Raw genomic sequence first — 16,344 nt, forward strand, 5'->3', positions numbered from 1 at the left:
TATATTTTCTGCTTTATGGTCTCGGTCTTCCACATTCAGCACAAAACTTACCTTTATTTACGGTTCCGCATTCACAGGTCCATTCTTCCTGTGGTCTTGGCTTTCCACACTCAGCACAGAATTTACCTGTATTCTGTGTTCCACAGCTGCAGGTCCAAACTCCGGCCTGAGGTTTCGGTTTTCCGCACTGAGCACAGAACTTACCTGTATTTTCAGCTCCGCACTCACATTTCCATGCTCCTGCCGGAGCCACCGTACTCTGCTGTGCTGCCTGATTCTGTGGCGCAGACTGTGCTGCCTGCTGTGCTCCCATCTGGTAAAGGCCCTGCATATTGGCTCCGCCTGCCTGCTGTGCCATTCCCATTCCCATAAATCCGGTCATTGCTCCTGCTGTATTGGAAGCTGCTGACTTCATAGCGTCTGCCTGAGCTCCGGCCAGTGTAGCTGCTGCCATAGTCGGATCTCTGAGAATTGCATTCTTCTGTGCGTCCTTGATCAACTGTGCATCCTCTTCCGGAAGAGTCACAGGATTCATTGCGATGGAAACAATAGCCAGACCTCTGATTTCCTTCCATTTCTGAGTCAGCTCCTTGTTCATGGCATCGCAAAGCTCATTCACATGTCCCGGAATAGCACTTGGACGGATTCCCAGCTCAGATATCTGAGCAAATGCCGGCTGCAGGGCGCTGACAAACTCTGTCTTTAACTGATCCTGGATCTGATCTCTGTCGTACTGCTGCTCCACATTTCCGCACACATTGGCATAAAACAGAAGAGGGTCTACAATTCTGTAGGAATATACACCATTGCAACGTACAGATACATCAATATCCAGACCAATATTTCTGTCTACTACTCTGAATGGAATAGGATTTGCTGTTCCGAATTTGTTTCCGATCAGCTCCTTGGTATTAAAATAGTAAACTCTCTGATCTTTTCCTGTATCTCCACCATATGCAAAACGTTTTTTCATGGTATCAAAAGTATTCAAAATACCTTCACTGAGATTTCCACTGAAAATACTTGGCTCTGAAGAAGCATCATATGTAAATTCTCCCGGTTCAGCACAAACCTCTACAACCTTTCCCTGTTCCACAATGATCATACACTGGCCGTCAGCCACTGCAATACCGGAACCATTGGAAATAATATTATCATTCCCCCGTTTATTAGAGGAACGACCCCCGATTCTTTTCTCACCTTTCACCACAAGTACATCATTATCAATTGCTTCACAATAGAAGAACTCTTTCCACTGATCAGCCATTGTTCCGCCAAATGCACCTGCTGCCGCTTTAATTAATCCCATAGTTTATCTCCTTTCAAGGCTTTCATTATTTCCATTCTTTTTTCTGAATTGCAAGAATCTTTATGTATAAATTTATCATATCACATTTTCTCAGTCCTGTCACTCGTAAAAACTCCTGTTTTCTGTCATTTTACAACATATATATTAACCGTAAAAAGCCGCTGTATAAGTTTTCTTTCTTACACATCGGCCTGTTAATTTCTGTTATTTATTTTTATTCTTTATTTCTCACCTATTCTGTTATACTAATGCAGCACCTAAAGCCTTGCATGCATCTGTAGCTTCATCATCCGGTTCTTCCTGGCAGATCACGCTGTCGCATACAAGATTTGCACCTGCTTCTTTACAGGACTCTTCCCAATTACGCATCCATTCGCCGTCTCCCCAGCCATAAGAGCCAAACAGAGCGATGTTTTTGCCCTTCAGGGCATCTTTGCATCCGTCAAACATTGGCTCAAATTCTGTATCTTCGAGAACTTCATCTCCCATTGCAGGGCATCCGAAGGCGATTGCATCATATTCAGCAACTTTAGAACCGTCAAAATCTTCACAGGTATGAAGAACAGCTTCGCCGCCTTTTTCCCTGATTCCGTCTGCAACTGCGTTTGCCATTGATTCTGTGTTTCCTGTGCTGCTCCAATATACAACTGCTACTTTACTCATGATTAAAATCCTCCTTAAATTTGCTCTGCCTTTTTCTTTGCCGCAAAGCCATGATTTATATTATAATAAAAAGTCATACGGCTTTTCTATTATACTGATTCTTAAACGAACTCTCCATGCCTGCTATATTACTGTATATAGCTTCTTCCTTACGCTGCCACCGTCAGCTGACGTACACTTCTTCCCTGATTCCAGAGACGTACATACACGCTGGTACATTTCTTAAATCTGGCAAAAGCCTTTATTGCCTCACATTCATTGCAATATACCTTCCAACAACCTACACATTTACAGTTCTGCCCTGCATTCTTGATAAATCCGATCACATCTCCCAGCGGATATCCCAAAAATAATCCGATTTCATGAGGAAAATCTTCTCTCTGGGCCAGGCGGCTTCTCAGTCTCTCAAGTGCATATGCAGGATCTGTACTCTCATACCCATACTTCTTTATAAAATTCGCAACACCAGGTTTCTTCAGATCTCTTTCAAGGCTTGAGAATCGGCAGATATAAATCAGCGCCTTTTTCTCACTCCTGCGAAGTACTGTGAGGGAAACGCCTTTTTCTCTTACACATTCATTAAAGTCTTCTACGCTTTTCCATAATTCTTTCTCAGATTCATATTTATATGTAAAAAGATTTCCGGTTTTAATAGATGCTAATGTAGGTGAACAATGTTCGATCACGAATTTCTCCAGCATGTTATGATCCCTTTCTCAATAACAAAATATTAGTTAGAATATACTAACCTTTTATCAAAAAATAAAGCTTTACAAAACATTTTATTGCTTTTGTTTGCTGTAAGGCTTAAATTTACTGCTGCAAAAAACCTTCAGCAGATTTGTCAGCAGTGTAAGTTATTTATATCTAACTTCATAGTTTAATATATACTATCCGAGATATTCTGTCAAGTTACTTTTGTATAACTTTTTTTATAACTGCCTTTTTTATAATTGCAGAAAAAACAGAGGAATACACAGGCTACATACCCTCTGTTTTTCTATTCTATTTCTTATTGAAAATTGTGAGAGCTGCCTTGCAGCGGAGCAATTCGTGGATATCAGGTTATGGAGAAAATGCCGTTTCTTTATAGTAATTCCATAAAATCTCAACCCTCTATACAGATCGTACTTCCAACTCCATCTTCTGTTCGTTTCTTGGTTACTATGATCTTCTTATCAATACGTTCTTTCAGTTCTGCTACATGGGAAACGATTCCAACCAGTCTGCTTCCCTGACTGAGATCCTTCAATGCGCGGATTGCCTGATCAAGGGCATCTTCATCCAAAGATCCGAAACCTTCATCCACAAACATGGTATCAAGCTGGATTCCGCCGGAGCTTGACTGAATTTCATCAGAAAGTCCCAATGCCAGAGACAGGGATGCCTGAAATGTTTCTCCGCCTGATAAGGTCTTAACACTTCGGACAGTTCCATTGTAATGATCTACTACATCCAGTTCCAGACCGGTTTTCCCTACCCTGCTCTTGTTTTCTTTCCTGCGAACTAACTCATACTGACCGCTGCTCATGGTCATCAGACGGATATTGGCACGCCCAAGAATGCGGTCAAAATACTGCATCTGGATGTAAGTTTCCAGCATGATCCTTGCCTTACCCGTGATCGTACCATTGGCAGTGTCTGAGAGAGATTTCATCCACTTCCAGCGGGTTTCCGTTTTCAGAAGTTCTGTCTGCTGTCTGCGGATTTTTTCATACATGTCACTGTTGATTTCCAGGCGGGCATGGATTTCATCACGATTTTCTGAAAGTGATTTCTTTTGCTGTGCAAAGTTTTCTTTCTGAGCATTCAGTTCCTCAACTGAAATACTTATGGATTCTTTTAACTGTTCTGTCAGAGATGCAATTACCGAATCCAGTTCTGTCATTCTCTTTTCTAATACTTCTCTCGCTTCTGTTACTGTTTTATAATGTATTTCAAGCTTCTTTTGTTCCTCAGTCTTAAGCTGGATCTGAGACAGGATTTCTTCCTTTGTCCTCTCACCCAGCTCTTTTTCCATGTTCTCTCTCTGCTTCTGCAGCTGCTCATATCTGGATTTCTCTGCTGCTGTCTGCTGCTGATTCTGATTGATCTGGTCTGTGATCGTTGCAAGTTCTGTCTGAGTCTTACCAATCTGCATCTCCAGAAGTTTTCTCTGTTCCAGAAGTGCTGTCAGATCCTTTTGTTTCTGTCCCAGAATATTTTGCTGCTGTTTCAGCCATTCTGCTGCTCTCTTTCCCTGTAGCAAATCCCGTGATACATTACAGGTTTCCTTTTGATACACGGTTTCACCGCTGTGATCCTGTGACAGTTCCGGATCAGTTTTCATTCTCTGTCTTGTATCTTCTTCATGGATCCATGTCAGTACAGGTTCCTCCAATTGGTTCTGCAGCTGTTCCTGGATACTCTCCAGCTGGCTCTTCCTTTTTTCAAGACTGATCTGTAATTTCTGAAATTCTTTTGCATGTTGTTCTGACTGTGTGATGAACTCTTCCTTTTTCTTCAGTAAATCCTGATGAACTTTTTTCTGTTTTTTGATTTCTTCCAATCCTGTCTGTACACTGCTTTCCTGATTTTTTACAAATAAACATAATTCATGATCAGGAAGTTCCTTTCGAAGTATCTCTTGTGTCTCCTCTTCTGGCAGAAACTGCGCTATATAGCCTTTAACCCCTTCTGTCAGTTCTTCCCTACAGCGCTGCACCAGTCCTGCTGCCTCTCCTGCCTGCACACTTGCGTCAGATGCCGCTTTTTCCGCAGCTTCTGTTAACTTTTTCTGTTTTTTCAGCTGTTCTTCTGTGGGAACTTCTTTTGGAATCTGCGTAAGCTTTGGATGAAGAACAGAGCCACATACCGGGCATGGCATCCCATCCTGAAGATCTGCTGCCAGAACACCCGCCTGCGCATCCAGATAGACCTGCTCCATTTTGTTTAAAATTTCTTTTATTTCTGTCCGTTTCTGAGAAGCGGTCAGATAACCCTTCTTTTTTCTCTCTGCTTCCTTTTCCAGATCCTGATACCGTTTCTGCTGATCTTCTATTTTCTCTATCTGCTGCAAACGTATGACCAGACTGTTCTCTTTGATTTCCAGATTCCCACCGGAAACAATTTTCTCTTCCAGATCAGTCAAATCCTTTTTTATCTGTTTCGCAAGTTGTTCTTCCTGCCCGGACTGTATTTTCAGTTCACTGATTTTTGTCTGAAGAAACTCCAGATTTCCACAGTTCTTATAAATTCCTGCATAAAGAGTATCTATTTTCTCTTTCCGGAAATCTGTTTCTGCTTTTTCTTTTTCTGCACCGTCTGTTGTCTGATATTCTTTTTGTTTTTCTTCAAGCACAGCTTTCATTTCTTTCTGACGATTCTGCAGCTCTGTACCGTCCGTTCCCAGTTTCTCTATCTGCAGGGAAGTCTTCTCTGTTTCTCTGAGCAGATTTTCCAGATTTGTATAACGCTCCAGATTCTCTTTTTCTTTCTGTATGGAAAGAATCAGGCGTTGGATCTCCTCAGGTTCCTTTGCCCCATTTTCTGCAGCTTTTTGTGCCTGTTCCAACTGCGGAAGCAATACCTCTTTCTCTTGCAGAAGCTGTTCCTTCCTTGCCTTTGCATCTGCTTCTTTATGAGCCTTTCCCAAAAGCTGATTTACTTTTTCCAGTTCTTTATCGTTCTCTTTGATCTGATTATTCAAATTTTTCAGCATCTCTTTATCTACCTTCAGAAACTGCTCCAGAATTTCCAGACCTTCTTCCAGATTTCCCTCAAAGCCATTCTTCTCCATCAATATCCACTGTTGTCCCAACTGGTCTTCTGTAGAATATCTGACCTGTTCCGTATACTGGCGAATACTTCTCAACAGCTCTTTATACGCCTTGTCCAGACCACCGGCCTCGAATTTTAATTTTTCCTGAATCACCTTATAAATATCCGTATGGAAAAGCTTTCTGAAAATGTTGCTGCGTTCCTCTGTGTCAGCCAGCAGCAATTTTCTGAAATCTCCCTGTGCGATCATAGCAATCTGCGTAAACTGCTTCATATCTAACCCGATCAGATCAGTAACTGTCTGATTCACTTCCTTCAGCTTTGTCACAGGAGCTCTTCCATCAGAAAAAGTAAGCAATGCTTCCCCTTTCTGGGTGGTCATTCCGGTACCTCTGGTCTTTGGGCGCTCATAATCCGGGCTTCGCTTCACTGTATACACTGCATCTTTATATTCAAAAATATATTCCGCATAGGTAGGTGTTTCCGGTTTTGCATACTTGCTTCTGAGCATGGATGCCTCCCGGACTCCTCCGCTTGTCTCCCCGTACAACGCAAATGTAATCCCATCAAAGATCGTCGTTTTTCCTGCTCCCGTATCTCCGGTCACCAGAAAAAGTCCCTGTCCTCCAAGCTGTGTAAAATCAATCACAGTCTCATCCGCATATGGACCAAATGCAGATAATGTCAGCTTCAATGGTTTCATACGCGCACCTCCTTCAGATTCTGGATCAGTTTCTCCACAAACTCTGTCTGTTCTTCTTTCATAGGTTCATTATTTAACAGTTCATAAAACTCCTCAAACAACTGCAGCTCTGACTTCTGTTCCTGAGCCTCCACTGCCTGAACCTCACGGTTCTCACGTGTTCGTTTATTATCATATTCCAGACGCATCAGGTTGGGATAAACAGTACGCAGCTTCTGAAGTGCCCCAGGCACATCTTCCTCATCCGTCAGGGTAATCTGAAGATAATCCATCTTATTTTCAGCAGTATAATGATCCTTCGCTGTCACATCCATATAAGTTCCCCTTAGCTTACGCATATCATGTTTGGGAATCAAAGGTACTGTACTGACCGTCACATTTCCTTTCTCCAGAAGCTCCACAATCGTTACTGACTTTTTATGATCTGCTTCCGAAAAAGAATACTTAAGCGGCGTCCCGCTGTAACGCAAGGTCTCTCTCCCCATTTTCTGAGGTCTGTGGATGTGTCCCAGTGCCACATAGTCAAAATCCTTAAATACTTCCGCACTGACATTGTCAAGACCGCCAACCCATGTTTCTTCTGAGTCACTTCTGTCTGCCCCAGTCACAAACTGATGTGCCACCAGCACATTTCTCTGTGTCCTGTCAATCTCGCACTCCTGCAGAGCAGCCATAACACCCTCTTCATAAGTATTAATATCATCCCTCTGCAAAGCATGGCGTACTGCCGCAGGTTTCAAAAAAGGCAGAAGATATACAGATATTGGTCCATACTGATCTTTTAACACAATCCTTTTCATCTCTCCATCATAAACCTGCGAAATATAAATATCACTGCTTTCAAACAGCTTTGCTCCAAAGGAAAGCCTTTCTGCTGAATCATGATTTCCACTGATCATGTACACAGGAATCTCAGCTTTAGCCAGTCCTGTAATAAATTCATCAAACAGCTGCACTGCCTCTGCCGACGGCACTGTCTTGTCATAAACATCCCCTGCTATCAGAACTCCATCAACTTTCTGTTCCTCAAAAATTTTGATCATCTGATCCAGAATATATCTCTGATCCTCCAGCATGGAAAAATCATGCACCCTTTTTCCAATATGCAGATCTCCAATATGCACAAACTTCATCCCACATCTCTCCAATCCAAATATCATTCCTGCCTGCTCTGTCTGCCGGCGGCATTTAATCCATTATTTATTTCACTTTCAGAATATTTTTGCTGTCCTCATACTCCTCCGGAATTTCTTCTGTAAGAATTTTAGCATCTGTAAACCCGCCGAATGTGACAGAACTTACTTCTCCAAACTTCGACTTATCTGTCAGGATATATACATCTTTGCACTGCTTCATTGCAGTACTCTTTACAATTGCTTCGCTGGTATCCGGTGTGGTAAAGCCTTCCCTTCTGGTAATTCCATTGGTTCCGAAAAATCCCTTTGTAAAATGATACATTTGGATCATCTGCATTGCCTGACTGCCTACGACTGCCTCTGTAGAACTCTTCAGTTCTCCTCCGACCAGGTAAACCCGGATTCCCATCTTTGCCAGAGTCTGGGCATGGGATACTGCATTGGTGACAAAGGCAGCTTTTACACCTTCCAGATATTCCAGCATCAGACCAGTGGTGGTTCCTGCGTCCAGATAAACGAAATCATCCGGTGTGATCAGACTGGCTGCATATTTTGCGATCTTTTGCTTTTCTTCTTTATTTAATTCTGATTTCTGCGCTACTGTCGGTTCATAGGCAGTTACTTTATGATTTAATGCTACTGCACCGCCGAAAACCTTGGTTAGTTTTCCTGCTTTGTCCAGTGCAGTGATGTCTCTGCGCACTGTGGATTCTGATGCATCCAGAAGTTCTCTCAGCTCTGTTACTGTAACACTCTTTTTTTCTTCCAGAAGCTTCAGAATAATATCAAATCTCTGTTCTGTAAGCATGTACTTCTGCCTCCATTGTATATTTACTTTGATTATTTTCTCCGATATCTACGAATTGCTCCGCTGCTTCGCAGCTCCCGCAATTCTGCAAACATTCGGAATCCGCAGATTTACTTCGTAAATCGCTACTTCCTCATGTTTGGCGGGTCCCAAGTTCAAAAGTCTTATCGTGCAAGCACGAACGACTTTCTGACCTTTTGACCCTGATATCTCATTATAACAGAAACAGGAGATGAATGCATCATCTCCTGTCTGTCAGTTTCTTATATTTAATTCTGTGAATTACAGGTTCTCCTGCATGAATTTGCTTACTGCTTCGTATGCTGCTTCTTCATCAGCACCTTCGATCGTGAATGTTACTTCATGGCCTTTCTTAACGCCAAGTCCCATCAGTGCAAGAAGTTTTCTGCAGTCTACTTTTTTACCCTCTTTTTCAATAGAGATAGTTGACTCAAAGCCTTTTACCAGTTTTACAAGCTCTCCTGCCGGACGTGCGTGGATTCCTTCGTTGTCTGTAACTACATACTTAAATTCTTTCATTTTGATATCCTCCATGTTTTTTATTTTAATTTTTTCATTATTGCTTTTTTATTTCACTGCTTATGCTGCTTTCTTCTTTAACAGGCCAAGCAGAACTGCAGAGATTACTGTTCCCACAACCAATGCAACCAGATACATAACTGCATTTCCAACTACAGGGAATACAAAAATTCCACCGTGTGGTGCCATCAGTGTACAGTCGAATGCCATGGAAATAGCTCCTGCCGCTGCGGATCCGATGATACAGGACGGAAGTACACGAAGGGGGTCAGATGCTGCAAACGGAATCGCACCTTCTGTGATAAATGCAAGACCCATGATAAAATTGGTAGGACCTGCATCTCTCTCTTCTTTTGTGAACTTATCCTTAAACAGCAGTGTTGCCAGTGCAATCGCACAGGGAGGAGTCATACCGCCGATCAGACCAAGTGCAAGTGCCGGTCTGTCACCGATTGCCATTGCAATGAATCCGGCAAGGATCGGAAGCATGAATCCGAATGCTGTATTACCGATTCCTTTAAACAGAGCTGCTACCGGAGTAATGGTACCGAAGTTTGCTCTCTGATCTGCCGGAAGTGCACTTAACAGTTCTTTGCTTTTGCAGCTTTTTCAATTCCTTCTGCTGATCCGGTATCTGCCAGTCTCTCATCAATATCTTTCTTTTCACTGTCTGCCCTGTCAATAATATCCATAAACTCATCTACTGAAGATGCATTGCGAAGAGATTCTGTAAACTCCTCATCCATCAGCATCACAGAGAGCTTGCTGAGTACATCCAGGTGAATATTATCCTCTGTATTCGGCGCTGCGATCAGGAATAATAAGGTTACAGGTTCGTCATCCAGTGCCTCAAACTCTACACCATTTTTGATGACCATTGCCGCAAGCCCAGGTTTCTTAACTGCATCACATTTGCCATGAGGAATGGCAATTCCCTCACCAATACCTGTTGTGCTCTCTTCTTCTCTTAAATATACCTGTTTACGATAAGCCTCACGGTCACTGATCTTCTCACTCTTTACATCAGATCAACTGCCATATCCAGAGTTTCTGACTTTGTTTTCGGAGCAGCTGTCAGCGATACGCTTCGTCTGTCAAGCAGATCTGTTATTCTCATCTTTTCTTCCTCCTTTATTATTTTTCGGTTATCTGACCATAAACCGCTTCTATTTCTTCCTTTGTTGCAAGATTTTCAGAAAATGCACTTGCACTTCCTGCTGCAATTCCCATGTGGAATGCATGTTCGTAATCCTTCTTCTCCATCCAGCCTGCAACGAATCCTGCTACCATGGAATCTCCTGCACCCACACCATTTATCAGCCTGCCTTTTGGTGCAGGTTCTTCAAATACCTGTCCATCCTCTGCTACCAGAACTGCACCTTCGCCGGCCATGGAGATCAGCACATTTCTTGCACCTTTTTCCTGAAGTTTCTTTCCATAAGGAATTACATCTTTTCTTGTTTTTAATTCTACACCGAAGATCTCGCCCAGTTCATGATTATTTGGTTTTACAAGGAATGGATGATATTTCAGGACATTGACCAGAAGATCCTTTGTGGCATCAACTACGATCATCACACCTTTTCCATCCAGCCTTGCCATGATCTGTTCATACATGTCATCCGGCATGGAAGATGGAATGCTGCCTGCCAGGAAAAGTACATCACCTTCTCCAAGCTCTTCCAGCTTCTTCATCAGTTCCTCTACTTTATCCTTGCTGATCACCGGTCCTGCACCATTGATCTCGGTTCCGTCAATAGATTTCAGTTTCAGATTGATCCTTGAAACCCCTTCACTGATCTGAATGAACTCAGATTTCACTCCCATCTCATGTAATCTGCGGATAATTTCTTTCCCTACAAACCCTGCGGTAAATCCAAGTGCAGTGTTCTCAATCCCAAGATTCATAAGGACTGTGGAAACATTGATTCCTTTTCCACCCGGAAGCATCAGCTCTGAACTTGTTCTGTTTGTCAGTCCCAGTTTAAAATCATCTACTGAAACGATGTAGTCCAGAGATGGATTAAAAGTTACTGTGTAAATCATCTCTTCTTTCCTCCCGTTTATATTGTCATGTCGTTTCTGCATGTTTATGACTGTTTTTGTTTATAGCCTTAGTATACTGTCATATTCATTCAAAGTCAATCAAACTAATTCATAAAAATTATGACCGATTTTAGTTGAGATTGCACAAAATCAATTAATTTCCAATTTTCGTCCAAATTCGGTCATTTTTTTCACAAATCAGTCATTTGCAAACATTCCAATAAATATTTAGTCAAACAATAACTGAACATCAAAAAACCTCTGACCGGAAGTTAAACTCCACAATCAGAGGATTTACTGTTTTCTTTTCTTTTATTACGTTTTATAATTCTTTACATTTTATGTTTCTTTGCATCAAAAAATGATTTTGTTTCTTTTACAACTACACCGCTCAGAGCGAACAATGCGATCATATTCGGAATCGCCATCAGTCCGTTAAAGATATCTGCGATCGTCCATACAGCACTTACTGTCATGTACGGTCCGATAAATACTGCCAGAATGTAAAGCCAGCGATATGTAAGGATTGTTTTCTTATGTCCGTTTGTCAGATATTCCAGACATCTTTCACTGTAATAATCCCATCCAAGAATTGTAGTAAAGGCAAAGAATACCAGACAGATCATTAATACAAATGCAGAAATCTGTCCAGGAATCGGAAGTCCGTGCTGGAATGCATAGGTTGTTACCTGAACACCTTCCAGACCTTCTACCTGCCATGCACCTGTCAGTACGATGGAAAGACCTGTCATTGTACAGATCACAATCGTATCAATAAATGTACCAGTCATGCTTACAAGACCCTGACGTACAGGCTCTTTTGTCTGAGCTGCTGCTGCTGCGATAGGTGCGCTACCAAGACCTGCTTCGTTTGAGAAAATACCACGAGCCACACCCTTCTGCATGGATACGATCATTGTTCCTACCACACCGCCTGTCACTGCTGACGGATTAAAGGCTCCCTTCACAACTGTTACGATAGCTGCCGGGATCTCTGTAATGTTTAAAAGAATCAGCGCAACACTGAAGATCAGATAGATCACCGCCATAAACGGTACAATAATCTGGCTGACTGTTGCAATTCGTTTCAGACCACCAATGAGGATTGCTGCAACACAGGCTGCAAGAATCAGGGAAGAAATTACAACTGCCCAGGAATACTCTCCAAGGAACGGAATATTTATGCAGTTTGATTTGTTCGGATCAAAGAAGTTCTGAACTGCACTGGAAATACCATTTACCTGGCTGAATGTACCGATTCCGAAAAGACCTACACATACACCAAAGAATGCAAAAATCTTTGCAAGCCATTTCCATTTTGTTCCCATACCTTTCTCAATATAATAGAAAGGACCACCAAGGCTGTGACCGTCTTCTGCTACCACACGGTATTTCACTGCAAGAAGACCTTCGGAGAATTTTGTTGCCATTCCGAAGAATGCTGCAAGAATCATCCAGAATAAAGCTCCGGGACCTCCGGCACAGACAGCAGTTGCAACACCGACGATATTACCGGTTCCGATTGTGGCGCTCAGTGCTGTACATAATGCTGCGAAACTGGAAATCTCACCATCGCCTTCTTCTTCGTTCTTAAACATCCATTTCAATGCAAGGGGGAGTCTTCGTATCTGAAGGAGTCCAAGTCTGGCAGTTAATAGGACACCACCTGCCATAATCAGGACCATAAGGGGCACACCCCAGACCAGATTGTCTACTGTTGTCAAAAAAGAATTGATCGCTTCCCACATAATAATAAATCTCCTTTTTCTTTTAAAAAGTGTAATATATTGTACAGCTGGGAAACAAAGTAATAACAGACCGTTTCAAACATCAGAAGTTCAGAAAGTACTGTTCATATAGTTCATATGAATCAGCGGGGATGATAAAGCATCCTCTGTCCTTTTGCCTGAGAGATTCAAGACACGGGTCAGATAACCAATTGTAGGAAGTTATCAGCATTCCATGTTATTTGCACCTTCGGCCCCCGATCTAACGGGTGTCTCCAGAGAAACGATCCATTTGCAGTTTTTCCCTGCATCCAGGGAACCTGAGAGTTTTACTCCTTCGGCGGGTATAGCCTTTTATGGCTTCCTCTTTCCTGCAAACTTCACCTCGTTAATTTGCTGTTACTGTGGTATACTATAGCTCTTAAATTTGAACTCGTCAATAGAAAATTAAACTTTTATAAAAAAAGTATAAAAATTTACACATCAACCATATCAGCCGCAAACAGTGCTGCGCCAAGTGCACCGCAAAGCTGAGCCTTGTCACTGATCACCAGCTTTGTTCCAAGCTTCTCTTCCAGCGTCTTTACCAGACCCTTATTCTTAGAAACACCACCGGTCATCATATATTTCTCCTCACCGCCCACACGTCTGGTAAGGGCGGCAGTCTTCACGGCAACCGCCTTATTCAGGCCATGAACAATATCATCTGTTGCCTTATTCTGGGCGATCAGGGATACAACTTCTGATTCTGCAAATACTGTACACATACTGGAAATTGTAATATCTTCTTTGAATTCCAGCCCACATTCGCTCATCTGATCCAGATTCATTTCCATGGTACGTGCCATCATTTCCAGAAATCGTCCGGTTCCTGCCGCACATTTGTCATTCATAACAAAGTTTGCAACTGCACCGTTCTCATCCAGTCGGATCACCTTGCTGTCCTGTCCGCCAATATCAATAACAGTGCGGACTTCCGGATCCAGGAAGTGTGCACCTCTTGCATGACAGGTGATCTCTGTGATACTCTTATCACCATTTTTAATAGCTGTACGTCCGTATCCGGTAGTAACCAGCGCATCAATATCTTCTCTCTGCAATCCGGCCTCTTTCAATGCCTCTGCAAGGGCACGGTCTGCTCCGATAGCAGCTCCTGCTCCTGTAGGCAGGATAATACTGGTCACAATCTCATGATCTTTATTTAAAATCACCACATCTGTACTGGTGGAACCACTGTCAATCCCTGCGAAATAACCTTTTCCCATTTTTCTCTCTCCTTTTGTGTCTCCATCTATGGTCTGCTCCAGTGTTTCAGGCAGAATGCTCTCTGCAAAAGCTTCCAGTCTGGTAAGAAGCTGACCGCTACTCTGAATAGTATAATCTGATTCGATTTTTAAAAGAGGTACATCTGTATGGTTCTTGATCTCAGCATATTCGAAGCTGTAAAAATCACAAAACTTCACTGTATGATAAATAATTCCTGCAACAGACGGATCATTATAAAGCTTTTTACGGCCTGTCGGGTCCATCATCCGCATACATGGAATCTGCCCCAGAAGCTCTCCTGCATACCAGTCCATCAGTTCATCAAAAGAAGCACCCTCCGGTGGAAGTATATTTCCCACAGAACGGTTATGCACACAGGTATCATTCTCTACAGGAAGGGGCATAGCCTTGCTGGTCATTTCAAATAATTCCTGCCCCATTCTGGCACCAAGTACTGCAATATGAGGCTTTGTGATTTTTTCCTGTACATGAAAAGCAGCCCGGAATTTTCCGGCATCAAACTCTGTGCCTTTGTACTGTGCATAAGCCTTGGCCAGACCTTTTAACTGTGCAGCCATACGCTCTCTGCTACAGGCACTGTCACAGTGAAGCACATCCAAAATATAAAGGAAATCCAGTTTACCGCTTTCCAGCAAAATGTCATACACACTTCGGATGGTATCACAGCAGCTCACCAGAACAAGTTCCTTGATTTTCCCCTCCATGACTCCTTCCAGAAGTGTTTTTCCAAAACCACAGATATTGGGATGGGAAACCTGATCTGCAAGGTCAAAGCCATCCGGCATATGGTTAAAGTTCTCACATTTCCCGCCAAGAGATTCCAGAAGCTCAATGGGGGTATATTTACAGACATAATAAGTTTTATTCATTCTCAGCACCTCCCAGCATTTCCAGAAAAGCTCCCAGCCTGGTGGAAGTCTGTCCTTCTCCTCCATGGCTTCGGTCACACCCGTCTCCATCCAGGATCAAAAGGGGCAGACCGGCTTCCTCAAATTTCTTTTTTGCAAGCTGTGCTGCACCAAGGGTGTGCTTGCAGCCCCAGTGCCCAAACCACACGGCACCATCTGCACCTGCCTGTTTCGCATGTCGGATACCGGCTTCAATCCTTCTAAGCGCACTTCCGTTCAGTGAATGATAGACCATTCTTTCTGCCATTGCTTCAAAGGGGTTCTCAGGATCAAAATCCGGCTCACAGGTTTCTGCAAGTTCACATCCTACGATCTGGGCTTTCTCACTGAAGCAAAGCTCCTGGCGCACTGCATCCGACCAGAATGGAATGGTATGCATCCAGTAAATATGTTTTCCTTTCGCTGCAGGTGCTTTCTTAATATTTTCAAGAAGCATCTGTGTATACTTCTCTTCTTCTGCTGTTCCCAGAAGGATATTGTTGGTCATTCCTGCATACAGCGGTGTGACCAGATCAGAGGGCACATATTTGTCTGCACGCAGCTGCTGATATTTTTTATAATTCTTCAGAGTCCGCTTACTGCAGGCAAGACGTTCCTTTAATCTGTCCTCAGAGATTGTTTTTCCTGTATTTTTTTCCAGAAATACTTTTAAATCCTTTAACTGATCTGCCACATACTGTATATTCTCTGTGGTCTGATTCCATGGTACATCAATGGCAAATACAGGTACCTGGTAAAAATCTGCCAGGGTACGGAAGGTGAGCAGGTTAGCATCGCAGGTCAGGTTGGTATAAACAATACATTTGGGCTTTGGCAGAAGTCCTTTCTGCGCTGCACCAAGAAATGTCTTGTGATAACTGCACAGTGTCTCTGCAATTCCCTGATTCTCTGCCTGCTGCAGAAACGCCCTCTCTGCTTTGCTTGCAGAAAGATAGCAGGAAAATCCTTCTACATTATAGGGATGTAATCCCACCTCCTGCATCATTTCGCAGGGTGTAAAAATACTTACAATAACAGAATCTTCCGGTTTCTGAAGGGGCCACAGCATGGTATCCATCATCAGGTTTGCAAGATGCCTGTCTGCAGGCATCAGTCTCTTGTCCTGCATATAATGGAACTTCAGATTCTGTGCTTCCCAGCCGGTTTTTAACAGCCAGCGGGCTGACTGAGGCTTTTTATCCGTCAGATTTTCCACATAATGACCAAATGTCTCAATAATCTCCATAGTCTGTCTCTTCCTCATTATGGTAATAATAATTTATCTATTGTCAACGCACAAATAGTGCCACGGAATATTTTAATAATATCTTTTTTGGAAGTCAAGTTGAATTTTCGTTACTGTTCACACACCACTATTCTGCGAGGTGTTTTGGCATGAATATGCCAAAATCCCGAGACATACAAGCCAAAATTCCATTGCCGCAGGCAATCTGGAATGAATTTTGGCTAAGTTACTGT

Annotated in this window: 11 protein-coding genes, 1 pseudogene and 1 riboswitch; all 12 genes and pseudogenes read right to left on the minus strand. The window is 42.7% G+C overall.

What is annotated here, in order from left to right; all coding sequences use genetic code 11:
• Nucleotides 1-13: 13 nt before the first annotated feature.
• Nucleotides 14-1,309, minus strand: coding sequence for an SPFH domain-containing protein (locus tag ACTNC6_RS05630; RefSeq protein WP_441034403.1), 1,296 nt, complete (start codon nucleotides 1,307-1,309; stop codon nucleotides 14-16).
• Between the two features lie 240 nt (nucleotides 1,310-1,549).
• Entirely contained in the window at nucleotides 1,550-1,972 is a 423-nt protein-coding gene (locus tag ACTNC6_RS05635; protein ID WP_441043422.1) for a flavodoxin, read from the minus strand.
• Between the two features lie 149 nt (nucleotides 1,973-2,121).
• Nucleotides 2,122-2,673: a DUF3793 family protein gene (locus ACTNC6_RS05640; RefSeq protein ID WP_441034407.1), complete on the minus strand. Its 552-nt coding sequence runs from the start codon at nucleotides 2,671-2,673 to the stop codon at nucleotides 2,122-2,124.
• A gap of 407 nt (nucleotides 2,674-3,080) precedes the next feature.
• Nucleotides 3,081-6,434: an AAA family ATPase gene (locus ACTNC6_RS05645; protein ID WP_441043423.1), complete on the minus strand. Its 3,354-nt coding sequence runs from the start codon at nucleotides 6,432-6,434 to the stop codon at nucleotides 3,081-3,083.
• Nucleotides 6,431-7,594 (minus strand): exonuclease SbcCD subunit D, encoded by a 1,164-nt coding sequence (locus ACTNC6_RS05650; RefSeq protein WP_441043424.1) that lies wholly within the window; start codon nucleotides 7,592-7,594, stop codon nucleotides 6,431-6,433. Before ACTNC6_RS05650 ends, ACTNC6_RS05645 begins: the two co-directional genes overlap by 4 nt.
• A gap of 40 nt (nucleotides 7,595-7,634) precedes the next feature.
• On the minus strand, nucleotides 7,635-8,378 hold the full coding sequence (locus ACTNC6_RS05655) for a DeoR/GlpR family DNA-binding transcription regulator (protein WP_441034413.1): 744 nt from the start codon (nucleotides 8,376-8,378) through the stop codon (nucleotides 7,635-7,637).
• A gap of 282 nt (nucleotides 8,379-8,660) precedes the next feature.
• Entirely contained in the window at nucleotides 8,661-8,918 is a 258-nt protein-coding gene (locus ACTNC6_RS05660; RefSeq protein ID WP_019162036.1) for an HPr family phosphocarrier protein, read from the minus strand.
• Between the two features lie 60 nt (nucleotides 8,919-8,978).
• Nucleotides 8,979-10,035, minus strand: a pseudogene (locus tag ACTNC6_RS05665) (fructose PTS transporter subunit IIA).
• A 17-nt stretch (nucleotides 10,036-10,052) separates the two neighbouring features.
• Nucleotides 10,053-10,964, minus strand: coding sequence for a 1-phosphofructokinase (gene pfkB, locus ACTNC6_RS05670; protein ID WP_441043425.1), 912 nt, complete (start codon nucleotides 10,962-10,964; stop codon nucleotides 10,053-10,055).
• A gap of 332 nt (nucleotides 10,965-11,296) precedes the next feature.
• On the minus strand, nucleotides 11,297-12,712 hold the full coding sequence (locus ACTNC6_RS05675) for an alanine/glycine:cation symporter family protein (RefSeq protein WP_441043426.1): 1,416 nt from the start codon (nucleotides 12,710-12,712) through the stop codon (nucleotides 11,297-11,299).
• A 136-nt stretch (nucleotides 12,713-12,848) separates the two neighbouring features.
• Nucleotides 12,849-12,980, minus strand: a riboswitch (glycine riboswitch).
• A gap of 187 nt (nucleotides 12,981-13,167) precedes the next feature.
• On the minus strand, nucleotides 13,168-14,847 hold the full coding sequence (locus ACTNC6_RS05680; protein WP_441034505.1) for an acyl-CoA dehydratase activase: 1,680 nt from the start codon (nucleotides 14,845-14,847) through the stop codon (nucleotides 13,168-13,170).
• On the minus strand, nucleotides 14,840-16,111 hold the full coding sequence (locus tag ACTNC6_RS05685) for a 2-hydroxyacyl-CoA dehydratase subunit D (RefSeq protein ID WP_441034419.1): 1,272 nt from the start codon (nucleotides 16,109-16,111) through the stop codon (nucleotides 14,840-14,842). Before ACTNC6_RS05685 ends, ACTNC6_RS05680 begins: the two co-directional genes overlap by 8 nt.
• Between the last annotated feature and the right edge of the window lie 233 nt (nucleotides 16,112-16,344).

The sequence above is a fragment of the Blautia sp. HCP3S3_C4 genome (genome assembly GCF_052064095.1).
In the GTDB taxonomy this organism is placed as follows: Bacteria; Bacillota; Clostridia; order Lachnospirales; family Lachnospiraceae; genus Blautia_A.